Annotated in this window: 11 protein-coding genes and 1 pseudogene; 6 read left to right on the forward strand and 6 right to left on the reverse strand. The window is 72.7% G+C overall.

Going from position 1 to position 19,910, the window contains the following annotated elements; translation table 11 throughout:
• Positions 1 to 50 precede the first annotated feature (50 nt).
• The 4 genes and pseudogenes from ACGFIG_RS04575 to ACGFIG_RS04590 all read left to right on the forward strand — a co-directional run.
• Positions 51 to 464, forward strand: a complete 414-nt coding sequence (locus ACGFIG_RS04575; RefSeq protein ID WP_392999091.1) for an Asp23/Gls24 family envelope stress response protein — start codon at positions 51 to 53, stop codon at positions 462 to 464.
• A gap of 107 nt (positions 465 to 571) precedes the next feature.
• On the forward strand, positions 572 to 2,260 hold the full coding sequence (locus ACGFIG_RS04580; RefSeq protein WP_392999093.1) for a methylmalonyl-CoA mutase: 1,689 nt from the start codon (positions 572 to 574) through the stop codon (positions 2,258 to 2,260).
• Between the two features lie 210 nt (positions 2,261 to 2,470).
• Positions 2,471 to 3,388 carry a tetratricopeptide repeat protein gene (locus tag ACGFIG_RS04585; RefSeq protein WP_392999095.1) on the forward strand — a complete coding sequence of 306 codons (918 nt, stop codon included), beginning with the start codon at positions 2,471 to 2,473 and terminating at the stop codon, positions 3,386 to 3,388.
• Positions 3,389 to 3,516: 128 nt separating this feature from the next.
• Positions 3,517 to 4,647 (forward strand): annotated as a pseudogene (locus ACGFIG_RS04590) (arginase family protein); the annotation flags it as partial.
• 1,043 nt (positions 4,648 to 5,690) lie between these two features.
• On the opposite strand, the gene ACGFIG_RS04595 reads toward ACGFIG_RS04590, so the two are convergent.
• Positions 5,691 to 7,652 (reverse strand): penicillin-binding transpeptidase domain-containing protein, encoded by a 1,962-nt coding sequence (locus ACGFIG_RS04595; protein ID WP_392999097.1) that lies wholly within the window; start codon positions 7,650 to 7,652, stop codon positions 5,691 to 5,693.
• Between the two features lie 288 nt (positions 7,653 to 7,940).
• Here ACGFIG_RS04595 and ACGFIG_RS04600 point away from each other — a divergent pair, with 288 nt between their 5' ends.
• Positions 7,941 to 13,010, forward strand: a complete 5,070-nt coding sequence (locus tag ACGFIG_RS04600; protein ID WP_392999099.1) for an NAD-glutamate dehydrogenase — start codon at positions 7,941 to 7,943, stop codon at positions 13,008 to 13,010.
• Positions 13,011 to 13,096: 86 nt separating this feature from the next.
• Here ACGFIG_RS04600 and ACGFIG_RS04605 read toward each other — a convergent pair whose 3' ends face one another.
• Entirely contained in the window at positions 13,097 to 13,774 is a 678-nt protein-coding gene (locus tag ACGFIG_RS04605; RefSeq protein WP_392999448.1) for a class F sortase, read from the reverse strand.
• Position 13,775: 1 nt separating this feature from the next.
• The gene (locus ACGFIG_RS04610) at positions 13,776 to 14,753 is read right to left on the reverse strand and encodes a hypothetical protein (protein WP_392999101.1); all 978 of its coding nucleotides are present in this window, start codon (positions 14,751 to 14,753) and stop codon (positions 13,776 to 13,778) included.
• Between the two features lie 563 nt (positions 14,754 to 15,316).
• Between ACGFIG_RS04610 and ACGFIG_RS04615 the strand changes: the two genes are divergently transcribed.
• Positions 15,317 to 17,110, forward strand: a complete 1,794-nt coding sequence (locus ACGFIG_RS04615; protein ID WP_392999103.1) for a glycoside hydrolase family 6 protein — start codon at positions 15,317 to 15,319, stop codon at positions 17,108 to 17,110.
• Positions 17,111 to 17,222: 112 nt separating this feature from the next.
• Here ACGFIG_RS04615 and ACGFIG_RS04620 read toward each other — a convergent pair whose 3' ends face one another.
• The 3 genes from ACGFIG_RS04620 to ACGFIG_RS04630 all read right to left on the reverse strand — a co-directional run bounded on the left by ACGFIG_RS04620 (position 17,223) and on the right by ACGFIG_RS04630 (position 19,509).
• On the reverse strand, positions 17,223 to 17,582 hold the full coding sequence (locus tag ACGFIG_RS04620) for a hypothetical protein (protein WP_392999105.1): 360 nt from the start codon (positions 17,580 to 17,582) through the stop codon (positions 17,223 to 17,225).
• Between the two features lie 306 nt (positions 17,583 to 17,888).
• Positions 17,889 to 18,902, reverse strand: a complete 1,014-nt coding sequence (locus ACGFIG_RS04625) for a hypothetical protein (protein WP_392999107.1) — start codon at positions 18,900 to 18,902, stop codon at positions 17,889 to 17,891.
• 10 nt (positions 18,903 to 18,912) lie between these two features.
• On the reverse strand, positions 18,913 to 19,509 hold the full coding sequence (locus ACGFIG_RS04630; protein WP_392999109.1) for a hypothetical protein: 597 nt from the start codon (positions 19,507 to 19,509) through the stop codon (positions 18,913 to 18,915).
• Positions 19,510 to 19,910 lie beyond the last annotated feature (401 nt).

The following is a 19,910-nucleotide window of genomic DNA, read 5'->3' on the forward strand; positions in this document are numbered from 1 at the left end:
GCACCGCCGCACGGTCGGCGTGGGGCGGTGCGCGGCGGAGTGGGGAGACGATGGCTGACGAGGCGACGCAGGAGCTGTCGGTGACGCCGGGCGCGGTGGCGGGCGGGAGCACGCACGTGTCCGACGAGGTGGTGGAGAAGATCGCGGTCGCCGCCGCCCGTTCCGTACCCGGGGTGGTCGAACTCGGCGGGGACGTGGCCCGGTTCTTCAACGCGGTGCTCGACAAGGTCGGGCTCGACCAGGTCGGGGACGCGCGGCGCGGCTGCTCGGCCCACGTCACGAACGGCGCGGCGGTGGTCAACCTGGTCATCGTGATCGAGGCCGGCCGCCCGGTGCCGCAGGTGACCGCCGAGGTCCGGGCGCAGGTGACGGAGGCCGTCGAGGCGTACGGGCTGCGGGTCGACGAGATCAACATCAGGGTCGACGACGTGGCCCTGGGCGGTGGTGCCGCACCGGTGGCGTGAGGCGTCCGGCGACCGGAGTTACCTGCCGGTACGAACATACTTAGCGATCGTTCAGGTCTGGGCTCTACACTCGCAGTGCAGTCGAGGACTCGAGGAGGAGCCCTGCGATGAACGCCGACGAGATCGCTGCCGGACGGGCACGCTGGCAGGCCCGCTACGACGCCGCGCGCAAGCGGGACGCCGACTTCACCACGCTCTCCGGGATGCCCGTCGAGCCGGTCTACGGGCCGCCGGAGGGGGTCGCCTACCCGGGCTTCGACCGGATCGGCTGGCCGGGCGAGTACCCGTACACCCGGGGCCTGCACCCGACCGGCTACCGGGGGCGGACCTGGACGATCCGGCAGTTCGCCGGTTTCGGCAACGCCCAGCAGACCAACGAGCGCTACAAGATGATCCTGGGCGCCGGCGGCGGCGGTCTCTCCGTCGCCTTCGACATGCCGACACTGATGGGCCGGGACTCCGACGACCCGCAGGCGCTCGGCGAGGTCGGGCACTGCGGCGTCGCCATCGACAGCGCCGCCGACATGGAGACGCTCTTCGACGGCATCGACCTGGCCGGCGTCACCACCTCGATGACCATCTCCGGGCCGGCGGTGCCGGTGTTCTGCATGTACCTGGTGGCCGCCGAGCGGCAGGGCGCCGACCTGTCCACGCTGGACGGCACGCTCCAGACGGACATCTTCAAGGAGTACATCGCGCAGAAGGAGTGGCTCTTCGACCCGGAGCCGCACCTGCGTCTGATCGGCGACCTGATGGAGTACTGCGCCCGGGAGATCCCGCGCTACAAGCCGCTCTCGGTCTCCGGCTACCACATCCGCGAGGCCGGCTCGACCGCCGCGCAGGAGCTGGCGTACACCCTCGCCGACGGCTTCGGCTACGTCGAGCTGGGGCTATCCCGGGGGTTGGACGTCAACGTCTTCGCGCCCGGCCTGAGCTTCTTCTTCGACTCGCACGTCGACTTCTTCGAGGAGATCGCCAAGTTCCGGGCCGCCCGCCGGATCTGGGCCCGCTGGCTGCGCGACGTCTACGGCGCGACCAGCGAGAAGGCGCTCTGGCTGCGGTTCCACACGCAGACCGCCGGGGTGTCGCTGACCGCCCAGCAGCCGGTCAACAACGTGGTGCGTACGGCCGTGGAGGCGCTCGCGGCGGTGCTGGGTGGCACCAACTCGCTGCACACCAACGCCCTGGACGAGACCCTGGCGCTGCCCACCGACGAGTCCGCCGAGATCGCCCTGCGTACCCAGCAGGTGCTGATGGAGGAGACCGGGGTGACCAACGTGGCGGACCCGCTGGGCGGATCCTGGTACGTCGAGGCGCTCACCGACAAGATCGAGGCCGAGGCGGAGGAGATCTTCGCCCGGATCCGCCAGCTCGGCGGCGAGGGACCGCACCGGATCGGGCCGATGACCTCGGGCATCCTGCGCGGCATCGAGGACGGCTGGTTCACCGGCCACATCGCCGAGTCCGCCTTCGTCTACCAGCAGGCGCTGGAGAAGGGCGACAAGAAGATCGTCGGCGTCAACTGCCACACCGGCACGGTCGCCAAGGACCTGGAGATCCTGCGCATCTCGCACGAGGTGGAGCTGGAGCAGCGCCGGGTGCTCGCCGAGCGCAAGGCCGGCCGCGACGAGGCCGCCGTGCGGGACGCGATCGAGCGGATGGTCGCGGTCGGCCGTACCGACGGCAACATGATCCCGGCCATGCTGGACGCCGTCCGCGCGGAGGCCACCCTCGGGGAGATCTGCGACGCCCTGCGCGCCGAGTGGGGCGTCTACCGCGAACCCGCCCGTTTCTGACCCTTCCCGACCCGCTGATCCTGCCCTTCGCGCCCCCGGCGCACTCCGCGTGAATCGGAGTGCGCCGGGGGCGTTGCGGCGTCGTGTCGCGCGCTGCCGGGCGGCGGGTGGGGCAGGGGCCCGCGAAGGGCCGGAGCAGCCGTGACAGTCGCAACTGTCGCCGTCGCGGTTGATCTGAGTTCGGCGGGTCGCGTGCGAGACTAGGTAACCATGAGCGACCCACGGATCACCTCGTCGATCTTCACCCGCGGCGCGGTCGACCTCAGCGCGCTGCGCACCCCCGCACAGGCCCCTGCCCGCCCCGCCCCCACGGCCCAGCCCGCCCCCTCCGCCGAACTGCCCGGCGCCGCCGGTGGCGGCGTCGCCGTCATCGACGTGAGCGAGGCGACATTCCAGTCCGAGGTTCTCGAGCGCTCGCTCAGCACACCGGTGATCGTGGACTTCTGGGCCGAGTGGTGCGAGCCGTGCAAGCAGCTGAGCCCCGTGCTGGAGCGGCTGGCCGCGGAGGGCGGCGGCGCCTGGGTGCTCGCCAAGGTCGACGTGGACGCCAACCCCCGGATCGCCCAGATGTTCCGGGTGCAGGGCATCCCGATGGTCTACGCCGTGGTCGGCGGCCAGCCGATCGACGCCTTCTCCGGCGTGGTGCCCGAGGCGCAGCTGCGGCAGTGGATCCAGGCGGTGCTCAAGGCCGGTGGCGTGAGCGTCGCCGAGCCGGAGGACCCGCGCCTCGACGAGGCCGACGACGCCCTGATGAGCGGTGACCTCGACGCGGCCGAGGAGGCGTACCGCAAGATCCTCGCCGAGTCGCCGGCGGACGCCGCGGCGGAGGCGGGCCTCGCCCAGGTCGGGCTCGCCCGCCGGGTGGCCGGGGCCGACCCGGGCGCGGCGATCGCCGCCGCCCAGGCGAACCCCGACGACGTCGAGGCCCAGCTCCTGGCCGCCGACATCGAGGTGCTCAGCGGTCAGGCCGAAGCGGCGTACGCCCGCCTGGTCGGCCTGGTCCGCCGCACCGCCGGTGAGGAGCGGGAGAAGGTACGCCAGCACCTGGTCGGCCTCTTCACGGTCGCCGGGCCGGAGGATCCCGCGGTCGCCTCGGCGCGCCGGGCCCTGGCCAGCGCCCTGTTCTGAGCAAGCCTGTTCCTGAGCACGCCCTGTTTCTGAGCAAGCCTGTTTCTGAGTAAGTCCTTTTCTGAACAGCACGCCAGCGCGGGCCGGCGTTTCGGCCGGCCCGCCCGACGTTTCGAGGACGGGAGCCCATGATGCGCCGGATCGCCGTCCTCGACGCGCCCAGCAACCTCGGCCTGCGCCCACCCACGTCCACCTCGGTCCCCGGCTGCGGGAAGGCCCCGGGCGCGCTGCGCGACCAGGGGTTGCTCGCCCGGCTGCGGGCCCGAGACGCGGGCTGCCTCACCGCGCCCCGCTACGACCCGGGCGACTGGCGACCGGGCGACGGCGTCTGCCACGCCCGGGAGATCGCCGACTACTCGGTGGCGCTGGCGGAGCGGATCGGCGCCATCATCGACCGCGGCGAGTTCCCGCTGGTGCTCGGCGGTGACTGCTCGATCCTGCTCGGTTCGGCGTTGGCCATGCACCGGCTCGGCGAGGCGGTCGGTGGGCGCATCGGGTTGGTCTTCGTCGACGGCCACTCCGACTTCCGGCACCCCGGTAACGCCTCCTACGTGGGGGCGGCGGCGGGTGAGGACCTCGCCCTGGTCACCGGGCGGGGGCAGGCCGACCTGGCCGCGATCGAGGGACGCCGGCCGTACTTCCGGGACATCGACGTGGTGGTGCTCGGCATCCGGGCGCAGGACGAGTACCGCCTGGACCTCCAGGCCGCCGGGATCACCACCCGGCCGGTGCCGGCGCTACGCGCCGAGGGGGCCGCGCGTACGGCGCAGTGGGCGCACGAGCAGCTCGCCGACTGCGCCGGCTACTGGGTGCACGTCGACGTGGACGTGCTGGACCCGGCCGTGATGCCGGCCGTCGACGCCCCCGACCCGGGCGGGATCGCCTTCGCCGAGCTGGAGATCCTGCTCGCCGGGCTGGTCGACACCCCGCACTGCCTCGGCGTCGAGCTGACCGTCTTCGACCCCGACTACGACCCCGACGGCGCGTACGCGGCCGAGATCGTCAACACCGTGGTGGCCGGTCTCCGCCCGGTCTCCGCGCCGGCGGCGTCGCCGCCCCGGCTGCTCCCGGGCCCGTCGGCCTCCGCCCGCTCGGCCTCCCCTCGCTCGGTTGGTCCCTCGGCCTCCGCCCGCTCGACCGGTCCCACGTCGTCTGTGGCCGCCACCAGCCCCTCGTCTGCCGGCTCGTCTGTGCCCTCCGCGCGGCGGAGCGACTCTCGTCCAGAGGGCGGGATCATGCCCCCGAACGACTCCGCACCCACCTTCATCCCCGTGCCCGTTCCGGAGCGCGGCGGCGACCGCGCCCCGGGCGGCGCCGAGGACCTTTCGCCGGCGTCGCCCGGAGCTTTCGGGGCGTCCGGGCCGGTGGCGCTGCTCGGAGCTGTCGGGGCGTCGGGGCCGGTGGGGTCGCTCGGGGCGTCCTCCGGGCCGATGGGAGCGCTCGGAGCGGCCGAGCCGGAGGACCCGCTGCCCGAGGACGGCACCTCGCCGTCCACCGCCGGTATCGCCTGACCGCCGGCACCCCGCCATGGACGCGGCCCGGCTTCACCGCCGCCGCTGCATGCCGGGAACCGCTCGGACCGCGGTCGTCGCGGCGCGGGCCGGCTGCGAGCGGAAGATCGGGCGCCTCGGGCAACCGGCGGTGCCAGGTGCCGGGGAGTCGTAGGTCGCCCTGTCGAGTTGCCCCATCTGTGCGCCCATTCGATCGAGCATGTCGAGCCGGGTTCGCCGAGGAACGGGTGCCTTCCCACGTCCGATCGGCGAGGCGACGCCGGAGGCCACCCTGCTGCCGCCCCCGGAGGAAGCCGTCCACGCCCCGCGCGACCATCGCCCGGCGGTGCCTGGGGCCATCGGTGGAACCTCATGGGTGTCACCGACGGGTGTTGACACCCGTGAGGTTCCACCGGTGCGCCGCCCGAGACGCGTCCGATGCCCCGGGCCGCCCCGGTGACCAGCACGATCGGGCCAGCGGGTGCCCCGTCTGTAGGGGCATCTCGACACCGCCGTGCGGACCGGTGGCGCCGCTGGTCGACCTGGTCGGCGGCGTCGACCGGGTGGCGCGGCGGCTGGCGGAGAGCGTTCGGCCGGCTTCCGGACTCCGGAACCCACCGCGGAGGGGGCGACCGGCGACGCGGTGCAGCGGGGCGCCCCCGGGTAGGGAGCCGGGTGTCCACCAGGGCGGCGGCCGGTGCGCCCGGCGTGTCGGTCGGGTGGGCGCAGTGCAGCTGCGCGGACCCCGGGCCCACGGGACTCCGGGCCCACCGGACCCCGGGCTCACGGGACCCGGAGAGCCGGTGGGCTGGTCAGCGGGGGAGGGCGCGCAGGAAGCGTTCGGCGGCGGGGACGGCCGTGGCGGTGCTGGCGCCACCCTTCTCCACGAAGACCGCGAACGCGATGTCGCCCTGCCAGCCGACGAACCAGGCGTGGGTGTGCGCCGGGTTGTCGTCGTACTCGGCGGTGCCCGTCTTGCCGTGCACGGGTGCGCCCGGCGCGTCCCGCAGCGCGGCGCCGGTGCCGGCCGTGACCACCTCGCGCATCATCGCCCGTACCGCCTCGACCGACTCCGGCTTGAGCTGCGGGCCGGGGGCGGCGGGCTGGGCCGGGGCCGGATCGAGCACCAACTTCGGCTGCTCGAAGCGCCCCCGGGCGACCGCCGCAGTGGCCGACGCCATCGCGAGAGGGCTGACCAGGGTGGTGCCCTGACCGATGGCGGCGGCGGCCTGTTCGGTCGCGCCGCCGTTCGCCGAGACCTTGCCGGTGAAGGCGTCCAGGCCGACGTCCCACTGACCCTCCAGCCCGAGGGAACGGCCCGTCACGGCCAGCCCGTCGGGGCCGAGCTTCGGCGCCAGCGCCGCGAAGGCCGTGTTGCACGACCTGGCGAAGTCGGTGCGGAACGGCACCGCGCCCAGCTCGAAGTTGTCGGAGTTCTTGAACGGCCTGCCGTCGACAATGAACGTCTTCGGGCAGTCCACCGTCGCCTCCGGCGTCACCGCGCCCCGGTCGAGCAGGCCGAGCGCGCTGACCATCTTGAAGGTGGAGCCCGGCGGGACCTGGGCGGTGAAGGCCAGGTTCTCGCCGGCCGCGCCGGGACCGTTGGCCGCCGCGATCACCGCGCCGTCGCTGATCCGTACCGCCACCAGGGCCGCCCGGCGCTTCTCGCCGCGCAGGGCGGTGTCGGCCGCGTTCTGGGTGGCCACGTCGAGCGTGGTCTTGACCGGTTGCCCCGGCTTCGGGTCGCTGCGGAACACCTCGGTGCCGGTGGGCACCAGCGTGCCGTCCGGGCCGGGCCGCTCGATGACCACCGTCAGCCCGGGGACGCCACGGAGCCGCTCGTCGTGGCGGCCCTGGAGACCCCCGTGGCCGACGAGGTCGCCGGCCTCGTAGCGGTCGGGGTGCTTGGCGAGGTCGTCGGCCTGGGCCGGGTCCACGGAGCCGAGCACCGCCCGGGCGAACTCGCGGGTGGGGGCCAGGTCGAGCTTGTCGCTCTGGAACTTCGTGCCCGGCAGGTCGTAGATACGCGACTTGATCTGCCGGTAGGCCTCCTCCCGCAGGGTCACCACCTCGACGAACGCCCCCGGATCCGCGTCGGCGAGCCGCTTGGGCAGGTCGGAGAGGTCCACGGGCGGGTTGATCGCGGGCCGGACCGCCCGGAAGGCCGCGTCGAGCTTCCGGGTCAGGCCCGGGAGGTCGCTGACCTCCCCCGGTTGGAGCCCCACCCGCACCACGGGGCGGGGTGCCACGATCGGCCGGCCGGCGTCGTCGAGCACCGCGGCCCGGGTGGCGGCGTCGCGGCGCAGCCCGAGCCGGTCGCCCCGGGTGAGCTGCTCCTGCACCAGCTGCGGCTCCCAGATCACCCGCCACTCGTCGCCGCCGCGGGTGAGCCGCACCGGTCGCTCGTACGCCCAGCGGGTCTCGCCCGGAAGGGCCCAGTCGATCCGGACCACCGCGGTCGCGACGTCCTTGGTCACCTTCACCTCGCCCCGGCGGGTCAGCGTGGGCGGCGTCGCGACCAGCTCGCCGGAGAGCTCCTTGAGTTCGCGGACGACGTCGGCCGCCGGCACCTTCGCGCCCGTCGGGTCGACGAAGCCGACGGCCTGGAGGTCACCCGAGCGCCAGCCGGCCAGGAAGGCGTCGACATCGCGCTCCGGTCCGTCACCGTCCGAGCACGCGGCGAGGGCGCCGGCCGCGAGCGCGGTCGCGGTGAGCAGCGCCAGCGGCGCGCGGAGCGGGTTGGGGCGGGTACGGCGGGGGTACGGCAGGCGCATGGGAGCGGATCTCCGATCTCGGAAAACTGCCCTGCACGCTAGTACGGCGGCGTCGTTCGCACCGTCCCCCCGCACCGGGACGTGCGGAAAGAGGGGCCGGGCGGGGTGATGAACGACTGGAGGCGGGGTACTCCCGAACCGGCCAACCTCGTACCCGCAACGGGTGAAAGGACGAAGTCCGGATCCGAGTGTCCGCACTGTGGTCCGCCGAGCAAGGGGCGGAACCGCAGGGCCTAGGCTGGGCGGCAGAGTGACCCACGACGTGGTGGGTCGAGGGGAGTGGCACCGATGGACCGGCGTCCGGCGATCAAACCGGGACCCGACCTCCGGCAGGATGACACCAGCCGGGACGACAGCTTCGATTCGGCGACCGACGGGGACGGCTTCGGCCGGCTCGACACAGGAGTGACCGGGATGACCGGTTCGAGTATTGACACCCTCTATGATCTGGGCCTGCCCGCTGGCGCGCTGGCCGACGACGTGGAGGACAACGAGCTCGACGAGCCCGTTCCCAACGTGGAGCGGCTGGTCGCCCAGGCGGTCGCGCTGGCCGGCGACGACCACGACGCGGCGACCCTGGTCGGCCGTTTCTGGCGGTTCGCGCCGGACGAGGAGCTGATCGGCTTCACCGCCGAGGAGATGCTCGAGGCGGCCCGCGCGCACCGCGACCTCGCCCAGCAGCGGGTGCCGGGCGAGCTGAAGCTGCGCATCCACGAGCCCGACGCCGACCAGCACCACACGGTCATCGAGATCGTCACCGACGACATGCCGTTCCTGGTCGACTCGGTAACGGCCCTGCTCAACGCGCACCACCTGGACGTGCACCTGCTCGTCCACCCGCTGGTGGTGGTCCGGCGCGAGCCGCTGGGCCGGCTGGTCGAGGTCTCCGCCGACGTCGAGCCCGACGACGCCATCGCCGGCGACCTGGTCGAGAGCTGGATGCACATCGAGGTCGACCCGATACGCGACGCCGCCGAGCGGGACAAGCTGTGCCGGGAACTCCAGCGGGTGCTCACCGACGTGCGGGAGGCGGTGGAGGACTGGCCGAAGATGCGCCAGCGTGCCCTCGCCCTCGCCGACGAGCTGGCCGCCGCGCGGACGTCGGACAATCGCCCGCCGGTGCCGGAGAAGGACATCACGGACTCGGTGGAGCTGCTCCGCTGGCTCGCCCACGACCACTTCACCTTCCTGGGCTACCGGGAGTACCGGCTGGTCGACGCCGCCGAGCCGGCGGACGGCGAGCGCGGCGGCCAGGCGCTGGAGGCGGTGCTCGGCACCGGGCTGGGCATCCTGCGCCAGGACTCCCCGGACGGCCGGCCGCTGTCGTCGATGACGCCCGAGGCGCACGACCGGGTCGCCGAGAAGCGCCTGCTGATCATCACGAAGGCGAACTCGCGGGCCACCGTGCACCGCTCCGCCTACCTCGACTACATCGGCTTCAAGGTCTTCGACGAGACCGGTGAGGTGGTCGGCGAGCGGCGGTTCCTGGGCCTGTTCTCCACGGCCGCGTACCGGACCAGCGTGCAGGAGCTGCCGGTGGTCCGCCGCAAGGTGGCCGAGGTGCTGGACCGCTCCGGCCTGAGCCAGCGCAGCCACTCCGGCAAGGATCTGCTCCAGATCCTGGAGACCTACCCGCGCGACGAGCTGTTCCAGATCAAGACCGAGGACCTCTACCACGCGGTGATCGGCGTGCTGCGGATGGCCGGCCGCCGGCAGCTGCGGGTGTTCCTGCGCCGCGACGCGTACGGGCGGTTCATCTCCTGCCTGATCTACCTGCCCCGGGACCGGTTCACCACGCAGAACCGGCTGCGGATGCAGGACATCCTGCTGCGCGAGCTGAACGGTGTCGGGGTCGACTACACGACCCGGGTCACCGAGTCGATGCTCGCCCGGGTGCACTTCATCGTCCGGACCGACCCGACGAAGGTCCCGGGCGACATCGACGCCGACCTGCTCGCCGAGGAGCTGGCCGACGCCACCCGGCTGTGGGACGACGACTACCGGCTGGTGCTGGAGCGCAAGCTCGGCGACGAGCAGGCCAAGCACCTGTTCACCCGGTACGCCGACGCCTTCCCCGAGGGCTACAAGGACGGCCACACGCCGTACGAGGCGATGAAGGACCTGGCGAAGCTGGAGCTGCTGGAGGAGCCCGGCCAGCTGGAGATGCACCTGTTCCGCAAGCAGCTCGCGGCGCGTGGTGGCGGCCGGGGGCCGGACGTCGACGAGGCGATGGACGTCCGCTTCAAGGTCTACCGCTACGGCGAGCCGATGATGCTCTCCGCCGTGCTGCCGGTGCTGCACTCGCTCGGCGTGAAGGTGGTCGACGAGCACCCGCACGAGGTGGACCGGATCGACGGCCGGGTCTACCTCTACGACTTCGGGCTGCGGCTGCCCGAGGGGCACCAGGACCTGGCCGAGGTGCGCCCGCACGTGGAGAACGCGTTCGCGGCGTCGTGGCGGGGCGAGGCCGAGGTGGACGGCTTCAACGAGCTGGTACTGCGCGCCGGTCTGACCTGGCGGCAGGTGGTGGTGCTGCGCGCGTACGCCAAGTACCTGCGCCAGGCCGGCACGGTCTTCTCCCAGGAGTACATGGAGCAGACCTTCATCGCGTACCCGAAGATCGCCACCCTGCTGGTGGAGCTGTTCGAGGTGCGGTTCGCGCCCGGCGTGGACGGCCACGACCAGCGGCAGCAGCGCAGCGACGACCTGGTGGCCGACATCCGGACCGCGCTGGACGACGTCGCCAGCCTCGACCAGGACCGGATCCTGCGCGCCTACCTGACGATGATCCAGGCCACCCTGCGCACCAGCTTCTACCAGAAGCGCGCCGACGGGCGGCCGAAGTCGTACGTGGCGCTCAAGCTGGACCCGCAGTCGATCCCGGACCTGCCGGCGCCACGGCCGAAGTTCGAGATCTTCGTCTACTCGCCGCGCTTCGAGGGCGTGCACCTGCGGTTCGGGCCGGTGGCCCGGGGCGGGCTGCGCTGGTCGGACCGCCGCGAGGACTTCCGTACCGAGGTGCTCGGCCTGGTTAAGGCGCAGATGGTGAAGAACGCCGTCATCGTGCCGGTCGGCGCCAAGGGCGGCTTCGTGCTCAAGCAGAAGCCGGGGGACCGCGACGAGGCGGTCGCCTGCTACAAGGAGTTCATCTCGGCGCTGCTGGACGTCACGGACAACATCGTCAGCGGCGAAATCGTGCCGCCGGAGGACGTGGTCCGCCACGACGGCGACGACCCGTACATGGTGGTCGCGGCCGACAAGGGCACGGCGACGTTCTCCGACATCGCCAACGAGATCTCCACGGCGCACAACTTCTGGCTCGGCGACGCGTTCGCCTCGGGCGGCTCCGCCGGCTACGACCACAAGAAGATGGGCATCACCGCCCGGGGCGCCTGGGAGTCGGTGAAGCGGCACTTCCGCGAGATGGGCCACGACACGCAGACCCAGGACTTCACGGTGGTCGGCGTCGGCGACATGTCCGGCGACGTGTTCGGCAACGGGATGCTGCTGTCGGAGCACATCCGGCTGGTGGCCGCGTTCGACCACCGGCACATCTTCCTCGACCCGGACCCGGACGCCGCCACCTCGTACGCCGAGCGGAAGCGGCTGTTCGAGCTGCCCCGCTCGTCGTGGGAGGACTACGACCGGAAGCTGATCTCGGCCGGCGGCGGGGTGTACCCGCGTGGGGCCAAGTCGGTGCCGATCTCGCCGCAGGTCCGCGAGCGGCTCGGCCTGGACGCCGGCACCGAGCAGCTCTCCCCGCAGGAGCTGATGAAGGCGATCCTGACCGCGCCGGTCGACCTGTTCTGGAACGGTGGCATCGGCACCTACGTGAAGGCCTCCAGCCAGACCAACGCGGAGGTGGGCGACAAGTCCAACGACGCGATCCGGGTCGACGGCCGGAACCTGCGCTGCCGGGTGGCCGGCGAGGGCGGCAACCTGGGCTGGACCCAGCACGGCCGCATCGAGTACGCCCAGACCGGCGGGCGGATCTACACGGACTTCATCGACAACGCGGCCGGGGTGGACTGCTCCGACCACGAGGTGAACATCAAGATCCTGCTGAACACGGCGGTCGCCGACGGGGTCCTGGACCTGCCCGAGCGGGACGAGTTGCTCGCGGAGATGACCGACGAGGTCGCCGAGCTGGTGCTGCGGGACAACTACGACCAGGCCCGGGCGATCAACAACTCGCAGGCACAGGCCGCCTCGCTGCTGCCGGTGCACCGGCGGATGATCACCGATCTGGAGCGGTCCGGGGCGCTGGACCGGTCCCTGGAGGCGCTGCCGCCGGACGACGAGCTGGCGGTGCGCACCGAGTCGGGGCTGACCGCGCCGGAGTTCGCGGTGCTGCTCGCGTACGTCAAGATCGTTCTTGAGACGGAGATCCTGGCCGAGGGGCTCGCGGACGAGGAGTGGACGACCGACGTCCTGGTCAACTACTTCCCGACGCCGATGCGCGAGCGGTTCGCCGACCGGATGGGCCAGCACCGGCTGCGCCGGGACATCGTGACGACGGTGCTGGTCAACGAGACGGTCAACCGGGGCGGCATCTCGTTCGTCTTCCGGGTGGTCGAGGAGACGGCCGCCCCGGCGGCGGACGTCATCCGGGCGTACGTGGTGGTCCGCGAGGTGTTCGGGCTGCACGCGCTGTGGGACGCGGTGGAGGCCCTGGACAACAAGGTCGACCCCGAGTTGCAGACCAGCGTCTACCTGGACACCCGGCGCCTGCTCGACCGGGCGGTGCGGTGGCTGGTGACCAACCGCCGTTCGCCGATCGACGTGCCGGCGGAGATCGCCCGACTGCGCGACGGCGTGGCCCAGCTCCTGCCCCATCTGGAGGAGCGCTTCCACGGCAGCGAGCGGGAGTCCCTCGCGGCGCACATCGACTCGCTCACCGAGCGGGGGCTGCCGCGCGACCTGGCCGAGCAGGCGACCCGGTTGATGTACAGCTTCGGCCTGCTCGACGTCGTGGAGACGGCGGCGGGCAGCGGGCGGGACGTCGGCGAGGTGGCCTCGGTCTACTTCGTGCTCTCCGACCGGTTCCGGGTCGACTCGCTGCTGTCGAAGATCTCCCTGCTGCCGCGTGAGGACCGCTGGCAGACGCTGGCCCGGATGGCGCTGCGCTACGACCTGTATGCCGCGCTGGCCGCGCTGACCGTGGAGGTCCTCGACTCCACCCCCGGCAGCCTGTCGCCGCAGGAGCGGGTGCTCCAGTGGGAGCAGTCGAACGCGACCTCCATCCACCGCGCCGAGCGGGCGATGGGGGAGTTCGACGAATCCCGGGCGGACCTCGCCGCCCTGTCGGTGCTGCTGCGCCAGATCCGCACCCTGGTGCGGACCTCCGCCGCCGCCTGACGCGTACGGCACGCGGTCCGGCCGGTCGGTGTTCCGACCGGCCGGACCGCGTCGCGTCGTCCGGTGGCTTCCGTGTGGTCGACGGCTCAGACCGCCGGCATGGAGGCGAAGACGACCACGTTGTCCGGGTAGCTGCCGGCGGCCGGGTCGAAGATTCCGCCGCAGGTGACCACCCGCAGGCCGGGCCGGTCGCTGGGACCGTAGACCTGCTCGGTCGGGAACTCCGTCTTCGGGTACGCCTTGACCGACTCGACGGTGAAGGTGGCCTGCTGGCCGTCCTCCCGGGTGACGGTGATGGTGTCGCCCGGTTGCAGGGCGCCGAGGGAGAAGAAGACCGCCGGCCCCATCTTGGCCGAGTCGACGTGCCCCACGATGACCGCGTTGCCGATCTCACCCGGGCTCGGCCCCGGCTCGTACCAGCCGGCCAGCTGCGCCTGCTCGAGCGGGGGCACCTGGACCGTGCCGTCCGGGTTGGTGCCGAGCGACATGATCGAGGCGTCGACCCCGATCCGGGGGATGGTGATCGTGGTGGGGGCGGAGCGGGCCAGACCCGTGCCGGCGGCGACGTCGGGGTCGACGTCGGGGGCGGAGTCCGCCCCGGTGCTGGCGGGCGCGGCCAGGGGCTGCGGGGGCCGGGGCGCGGACGCGGTCTGGAGCGAGGCGCCGATCAGGCCGGCGCCGACCATGGCGACCAGGACGACGACGGCCGCGCCGGCGGCGCGCCACGGTCTCCCGTGACGGCCGCCGGCCCGTGTCGCCGTCAGGTCAGACGAAGGACTCATCGGTCCGACGCCGGCGCATCAGCACGAGGCCGCCCAGGGCGGCGGCGCCGATCAGGCTCGCCCCACCGGCGGCCAGGCCCCGGTCGGTGCCGGCGGCGAGGCCACCGTCACCACCGTCGACGCCGCCACGCGGCAGCACGACGAGCTCACCCTCGCCGCACGAGCCCTTGAGCTCGTAGCGGCCCGGCTTGGCGTCCTCGGACACCTCGGCCTCGCCGTAGTAGACGAAGTCCCGCTTGTGCTCCCAGCCCTTGTCCTCGGACTCCTCCTCGGACCAGCCGCTGTCGTGGCCCTTGCGGTCGTACTCGTCCGAGCCGTACTTGTCGTGGTCCTCGCGGCCCTCGCGGGCGTACTCGTCCGAGCCGTACTTGTCGTGCTCCTTGCGGTCCTCGCGGCCGGACTCGTCCGAGCCGTACTTGTCCTCGCGGGCCTCACGGTCGCCCTTGCCGTCCTTGTCGCCGCGGTCGCCCTCGGCGTCCTGGCCGTGCTCGTAGCCCTTCCAGTCGCGCTCGCCCTCGGCGCCGGCGTCGGCGGCGCCGCCACCCTCGCCGGTCGTCGACGGCTGCGGCTTGGGGGCCTCGTCCTTGCCCTTGTCGTGGTCGCGGCCCTTGTCTTCGTGGTCCTTGCCCTTGTCGTGGTCGCGGCCCTTGTCTTCGTGGTCCTTGCCCTTGTCGTGGTCGCGGGAGCCCTCCTCCCCGCCACGCCAGTCGCCGCGGCCCTCGGCCGGCTTGAGGTTGACCTTGCCGGTCACCTTCGACCACACGAAGGCGTGCTCCTGCCGCTCCGAGCAGACCTCGATCAGCTTGACCGTGTCGCCCGCCTTGACGACGTGCGGCTTGGCGTAGACCTTGCCCCCGTCGTCGTGGCCGTCCGCGAACGCGATTCCCGGCGTGAACACGAGCAGGGAAGCGCCGCCGAGAGCGGCTCCCGCAACGACCTTCCCCAGCATCTTGTTTGCCATGACCTGCGTCACTCCATCCCTGTTTGTTCTGGGCTCGGCGACAACCGAGCTACCGACGACGTTAGACCGTTTCATGAGTTATGAAGGGGAAGATTCGTGTTTTGGCGCTTCGGCGAAGTAAGCGCGGTAGAAGTACTACGCCGCTTTAGCGGCTTTTCTGGTCTGGGTAGGCGGTCTCCGCCCTCGCGGCCTCCCTAGGCCGCCTGGGTGGCCCGTGGCGCGGCGGACCGGCTCGTCCCGTCCCGGTAGCCCCGCTGGCACCGGAGCCCCCGCCCGCCCCCGGCGTCACATCGAGGCATTGCCATGGAAGCGCTCCCATGCAAGAATCGCTGCACGCGGTTCGGGGAGCCACACCGCGCAGGTAGGAGTCGAGGGCACCGGTCCGCCGGACGACCTCCCGCCTCCCGGCCGGCCGTCGCGCCGGTCGGACCACCACCGAACGCCCGTCCGGGTCGGGCACCCCCGAAAGAACCCGTGGCACCGGCGGACGTCCACCCGGACGCCCATCGGGCCGTAACGCCGGGCCGCTCGCGGATCCGGTCTCGCCCAAGGAGATCAGTGGCATGAATGTGTGGAGAAGGCTGTCCGGCCCCCGCCGGGCCCTCGCGCTCGGCGGCGCGGGCGCTCTGGTCGCGGGCGGACTGGTGACCCTGCCGGTCACCATGGCGCACGCCGCGACGCAGTGCGACGTGTCATACACGACCAGCGACTGGCAGGGCGGTTTCACCGCCACCGTCAACATCAAGAACATCGGCGACGCCCTCAACGGCTGGACGCTTGGCTTCACCTTCCCGGACGGCAACCAGCGGGTGCAGCAGGGCTGGTCGGCCCGCTGGTCCCAGAGCGGCCGGAACGTCACCGCGCAGAACGAGTCCTACAACGGCGCGGTGGCCAGCGGCGCCACGGTGAGCATCGGCTTCAACGGCGCCTGGAGCGGCAGCAACCCGAAGCCCACCTCGTTCACGCTCAACGGTGTGACCTGCAACGGCGGCAACCCCAACCCCACCACCCCGCCGCCCACCACCACCCCGCCGACGACGCCGCCGCCCACGACGCCGCCGCCGACCACCCCGCCGCCGACCACGCCGCCGCCCGGGCAGCGGGTCGACAATCCGTACCTGAACGCCAAGGGGTACGTGAACCCGGAGTGGAAGGCCAAGGCCGAGTCGGTCTCGGGCGGCAGCCGGGTGTCGAACAACCCGACCGCCGTCTGGATCGACCGGATCGCCGCCATCAACGGCACCCCGGACAGCAGCTCCAACGGTGCCATGGGCGTGCGGGACCACCTGAACAAGGCGCTCGAGCAGGGGGCGAACTACATCCAGTTCGTCATCTACAACCTGCCCGGCCGCGACTGCTCGGCGCTGGCGTCCAACGGTGAGCTGCAGGCCGACGAGCTGCCGCGCTACAAGGCCGAGTACATCGACCCGATCGCCGCGATCCAGGGCGACCCGAAGTACGCGAGCCTGCGGATCGTCAACATCATCGAGATCGACTCGCTGCCGAACCTGGTGACCAACACCTCCGGCAACCCCGGCGGCACGGTCATGTGCGACACGGTGAAGGCCAACGGCGCCTACGTCAACGGCGTCGGCTACGCCCTGGCGAAGCTGGGCGCGATCGGCAACGTCTACAACTACATCGACGCCGCGCACCACGGCTGGATCGGCTGGGACAGCAACTTCAGCCCGACCGCGCAGATCCTCAAGGACGCCGCCGTCGCCTCGGGTAGCACGGTGAACAACGTGCACGGCTTCATCGTCAACACCGCCAACTACTCGGCGCTGCGTGAGCCGAACTTCAAGGTCACCGACAACGTCAACGGCACCACCGTGCGGCAGTCGAAGTGGGTCGACTGGAACTTCTACGTGGACGAGCTCTCGTTCGCCCAGGCGTTCCGCAACGAGCTGGTGTCCAAGGGCTTCGACTCGAACATCGGCATGCTGATCGACACCTCCCGCAACGGCTGGGGCGGCACGGCCCGACCCACCGGCCCGGGCGCGACGACCAACGTGGACACGTACGTCGACGGTGGCCGGGTCGACCGTCGGTTCCACACCGGCAACTGGTGCAACCAGGCCGGGGCCGGCCTGGGCGAGCGCCCGAAGGCCGCGCCGGAGCCCGGCATCGACGCCTACGTCTGGGTGAAGCCCCCGGGCGAGTCGGACGGCTCCAGCAAGGAGATCCCGAACAACGAGGGCAAGGGCTTCGACCGGATGTGCGACCCGACCTACACCGGCAACGCCCGCAACGGCAACAACATGAGCGGTGCCCTGGCGGACGCCCCGATCTCGGGCGCGTGGTTCCCCGCGCAGTTCGCGCAGCTCATGCAGAACGCGTACCCGCCGCTCTCCTGACACCGGCGCCCACCCGCCGCTGGCAGTAGGTGAGGCGCTCCAGCGGCAGGTTCCCCGGGCCCCCGGTCCGACCGTCCGACGGTCGGGCCGGGGGCCCCCTCGCGTACGCGGGTCAGGGCACCGTCTTCTCGATCGCCGCGCGGCCCAACTCGGCCAGGTCCCGGCGGGCCCGCTCGACGTTGTCCGGCGTGGGATCCTGCCCCCGGGCCGCCACCAGGTCCTCCGGCTCCCAGGGCTGCTCGGCCCCGGTGCGGATGTCGTCCGGGGCCGCGCCCGTGCCGGTGCCCGTCGCGCCGGTGCCGGCGGCGTACGGGTCGCCGATCAGCGGCTCGTCGTCGGGCCCGGTGAACGACGGAGTGTCGCGATCGGGGCCGCCCCCGGTCATCAGCTGCGGGATGCCGGTGTCGTCCTCGGCCGCCGCGGACATCTCCGGGCTCTCCTCCAGCGGCCGGTCACGGTCACGGTCCGTCATGTCGCTGCCCTCCCGTCACCAGGTGCTCTCCTGATCCTGCTCGGGTACCCGGAGCGGCGGTGCCCATGCCGGGCGCAGCCGGTACGGCTCAGCGATCCTCGTCGCGGCGGTCTCGGGCGGTGCGGGCCGGATCGCGTCGCCGCGGAGGTCTGCGGCGGTTTCGACCGGATCGCACGCCAGGCCGGCGCGGGACCGCCGGGTCGATGGGCGTCACCGGCAGAGCCGCGCACTCGTGGTCGGGAGGGGCCGAATCCGGACGCGGAAGCGCCCCCGACCGGCGGCCGGGGGCGCCTCGTGGGAGCGGGCTCAGCGCCCGAGCACCCGGTCCAGGAAGTCGCGGTAGTGGCGTACGGCCATCCGCAGCTGCTCGGTGTCGGTCGAACCGGCGTCCTGCCAGCCGCCCAGCTTGTTCTTCTGCGCCGACAGCGCCGAGGAGAGCGCCTGGATGGCCTCGTCGACCAGTGACTGGGCCTCCCCGGCCGCCGCGCGGGGATCGTCCACGAAGCGCAGCTGGACGTCCCGCCAGCGGTCCCGGAAGCCCTGGGCCGTGGCGGGGTCGAAGAGGCTGGCCGGCTCGGCGGCCACCGTGGCACCCGCCGGCCGGTCGGTCCCGGCCGCCCCCAGGTCCCCGCTGTCCGAGGGCCCCGCCGGCGCCTGTGCGGCGTCCGGGTCGACCATGGCGGGCGCGGGGCTGCCGTACCCGGCCGCACCGCCGGCCGCGTCGTCGACGCGGTCGGTCAGCTCGGGGCGGCCGTCGCCGGTCTCCGGGGACACCTCAGTGTCGTCGTCCCGGCGGGCCTGCCGGTCGTCGGAACGGGCGTCACCGAGCCCGACGGAACGGTCGAACTCGGCGGTCGGGTCCGCTCGGCGGCCCTCCCGGGGGCCCCGCACGGCGCCGTCGCCCGGCTGGGCCGTCGACTCCGTACGCGGGTCGGGCTCGTCCTCCGGCAGGGGGCTGGCCAGCGCCGACGCGGCGACCGCGCCGCCGACGCTGGTGGCGCCGAAGGCGGTCGGCACCGGGCCCGGCTCGTGGAACTCGGTCCGGTCGCGGTCGGCGTCCCGGTCGTCCGAGCGGGACCCGACCCGGTCGTCGGTGTCGCGGTCGTCCGACCGGACCCTGCCGGCACCCCGGCCGCCCGACAGCTGGTCCGTGCTCCGGCCGTCGTCGCCGGCCACCGCCTCGAAGGTGCCCCGGTCGTCGAGGGCGTCCTCGGGTACGTCGGTCCGGCCCGCCCGGTCGCCCGGAGGGGGCACCGGCACCGGCTCGGAGCGGACGGCCTCGGGGTGCTCGTTGTCGACCCGCTGCTCTTCCTGGCGCATCGTCATCCTCCTAGCGGCTCGTGGCGTCATCGTGCTGGCTGTCCGGGTTGCGCTGCTCGGACGGTCGGGCGGCGACGGGCTCCTCGCCGAGCAGGTCGGCGAAGAGGGCGCGGTAGTGCACGACGGCCTGGCGGAGCTCCTCCGTGCTCGCCTCGCCCCGGGAGTTGCGCAGGTGGATCTCGTGGGCGTCGCGGTAGTGGCCGAGCGTGCGGGCGTGCTCGACGGAGAGGTGGGCGACCTGGTCGGAGAACTCGCCGGTGGGGTAGCCGCGTTCCGCGATGAGACGGGTGACCAGTTCGTCCGCTTCGCCCACGGTCTCGGCGGGCGAGTCGACGAAGCGGACCTGGAGCTCCTCCCACGCGGCGGCGTACCGGGCCCGGGATTCGGGGGCGAGGGGGGTGAGGGCGAGTTCCGAGTGCCGACGTTCCCGCTCCCGCAGCTCCCGCTCGGCGACGGTCCGGCTGTCCTGCTCGGCGACGGCTCGGTCGTACTCGGGCCCGAACCGCGACCGCAGCGCGCGGCGGCGGGCGTACGACCGGGCGACCACGGCCACGGCCGCGATCACCAGCACGACGAGAATTATGACTATTACCTGCGTGGGCGACATGGCTCCTCCTTCGTCAGGTGGTATTCCCTCCCCTGACTGATCGCCAATCCCGTTCCGGGGAACTTTCCTGACGGACCCGGTGCCCGCCGTCTCCCGCGTGCCATGACCGGTCACCCGCGGGGCCCGAGACTTGACCCATTCCAGGTCGGCGAGGCGGCCCCACCGCGAGCTGGCCGGACCGCCCGACCGGGCCGCCGGATGTCTGACCGGCGTCGGGACCGCCTGACCGGCACCCGTGCGAAGGCTCCGGCGGCGTCCGACGGGGCGTTCGTCGGGGGTGGACACTCGGCCGGTACGCCCGACGCGACGGACGGTAGTGCAACGGGCGAGGATTACGTATCCTGCCCAAGGCGTCCGCCGGACCTGCCCCGCACACGGGCCGGACCGTCCGTTCGTGACGC

The sequence above is a fragment of the Micromonospora sp. NPDC049048 genome (assembly GCF_043197615.1).
Lineage (GTDB): Bacteria > Actinomycetota > Actinomycetes > Mycobacteriales > Micromonosporaceae > Micromonospora.

Coding starts and splice junctions, on each gene's coding strand:
- ACGFIG_RS04630 (WP_392999109.1), bottom strand. CDS start 19,509: ATGTCGCCCACGCAGGTAATAGTCATAATTCTCGTCGTGCTGGTGATC.
- ACGFIG_RS04620 (WP_392999105.1), bottom strand. CDS start 17,582: ATGACGGACCGTGACCGTGACCGGCCGCTGGAGGAGAGCCCGGAGATG.
- ACGFIG_RS04585 (WP_392999095.1), top strand. CDS start 2,471: ATGAGCGACCCACGGATCACCTCGTCGATCTTCACCCGCGGCGCGGTC.
- ACGFIG_RS04625 (WP_392999107.1), bottom strand. CDS start 18,902: ATGCGCCAGGAAGAGCAGCGGGTCGACAACGAGCACCCCGAGGCCGTC.
- ACGFIG_RS04595 (WP_392999097.1), bottom strand. CDS start 7,652: ATGCGCCTGCCGTACCCCCGCCGTACCCGCCCCAACCCGCTCCGCGCG.
- ACGFIG_RS04615 (WP_392999103.1), top strand. CDS start 15,317: ATGAATGTGTGGAGAAGGCTGTCCGGCCCCCGCCGGGCCCTCGCGCTC.
- ACGFIG_RS04575 (WP_392999091.1), top strand. CDS start 51: ATGGCTGACGAGGCGACGCAGGAGCTGTCGGTGACGCCGGGCGCGGTG.
- ACGFIG_RS04600 (WP_392999099.1), top strand. CDS start 7,941: ATGGACCGGCGTCCGGCGATCAAACCGGGACCCGACCTCCGGCAGGAT.
- ACGFIG_RS04580 (WP_392999093.1), top strand. CDS start 572: ATGAACGCCGACGAGATCGCTGCCGGACGGGCACGCTGGCAGGCCCGC.
- ACGFIG_RS04610 (WP_392999101.1), bottom strand. CDS start 14,753: ATGGCAAACAAGATGCTGGGGAAGGTCGTTGCGGGAGCCGCTCTCGGC.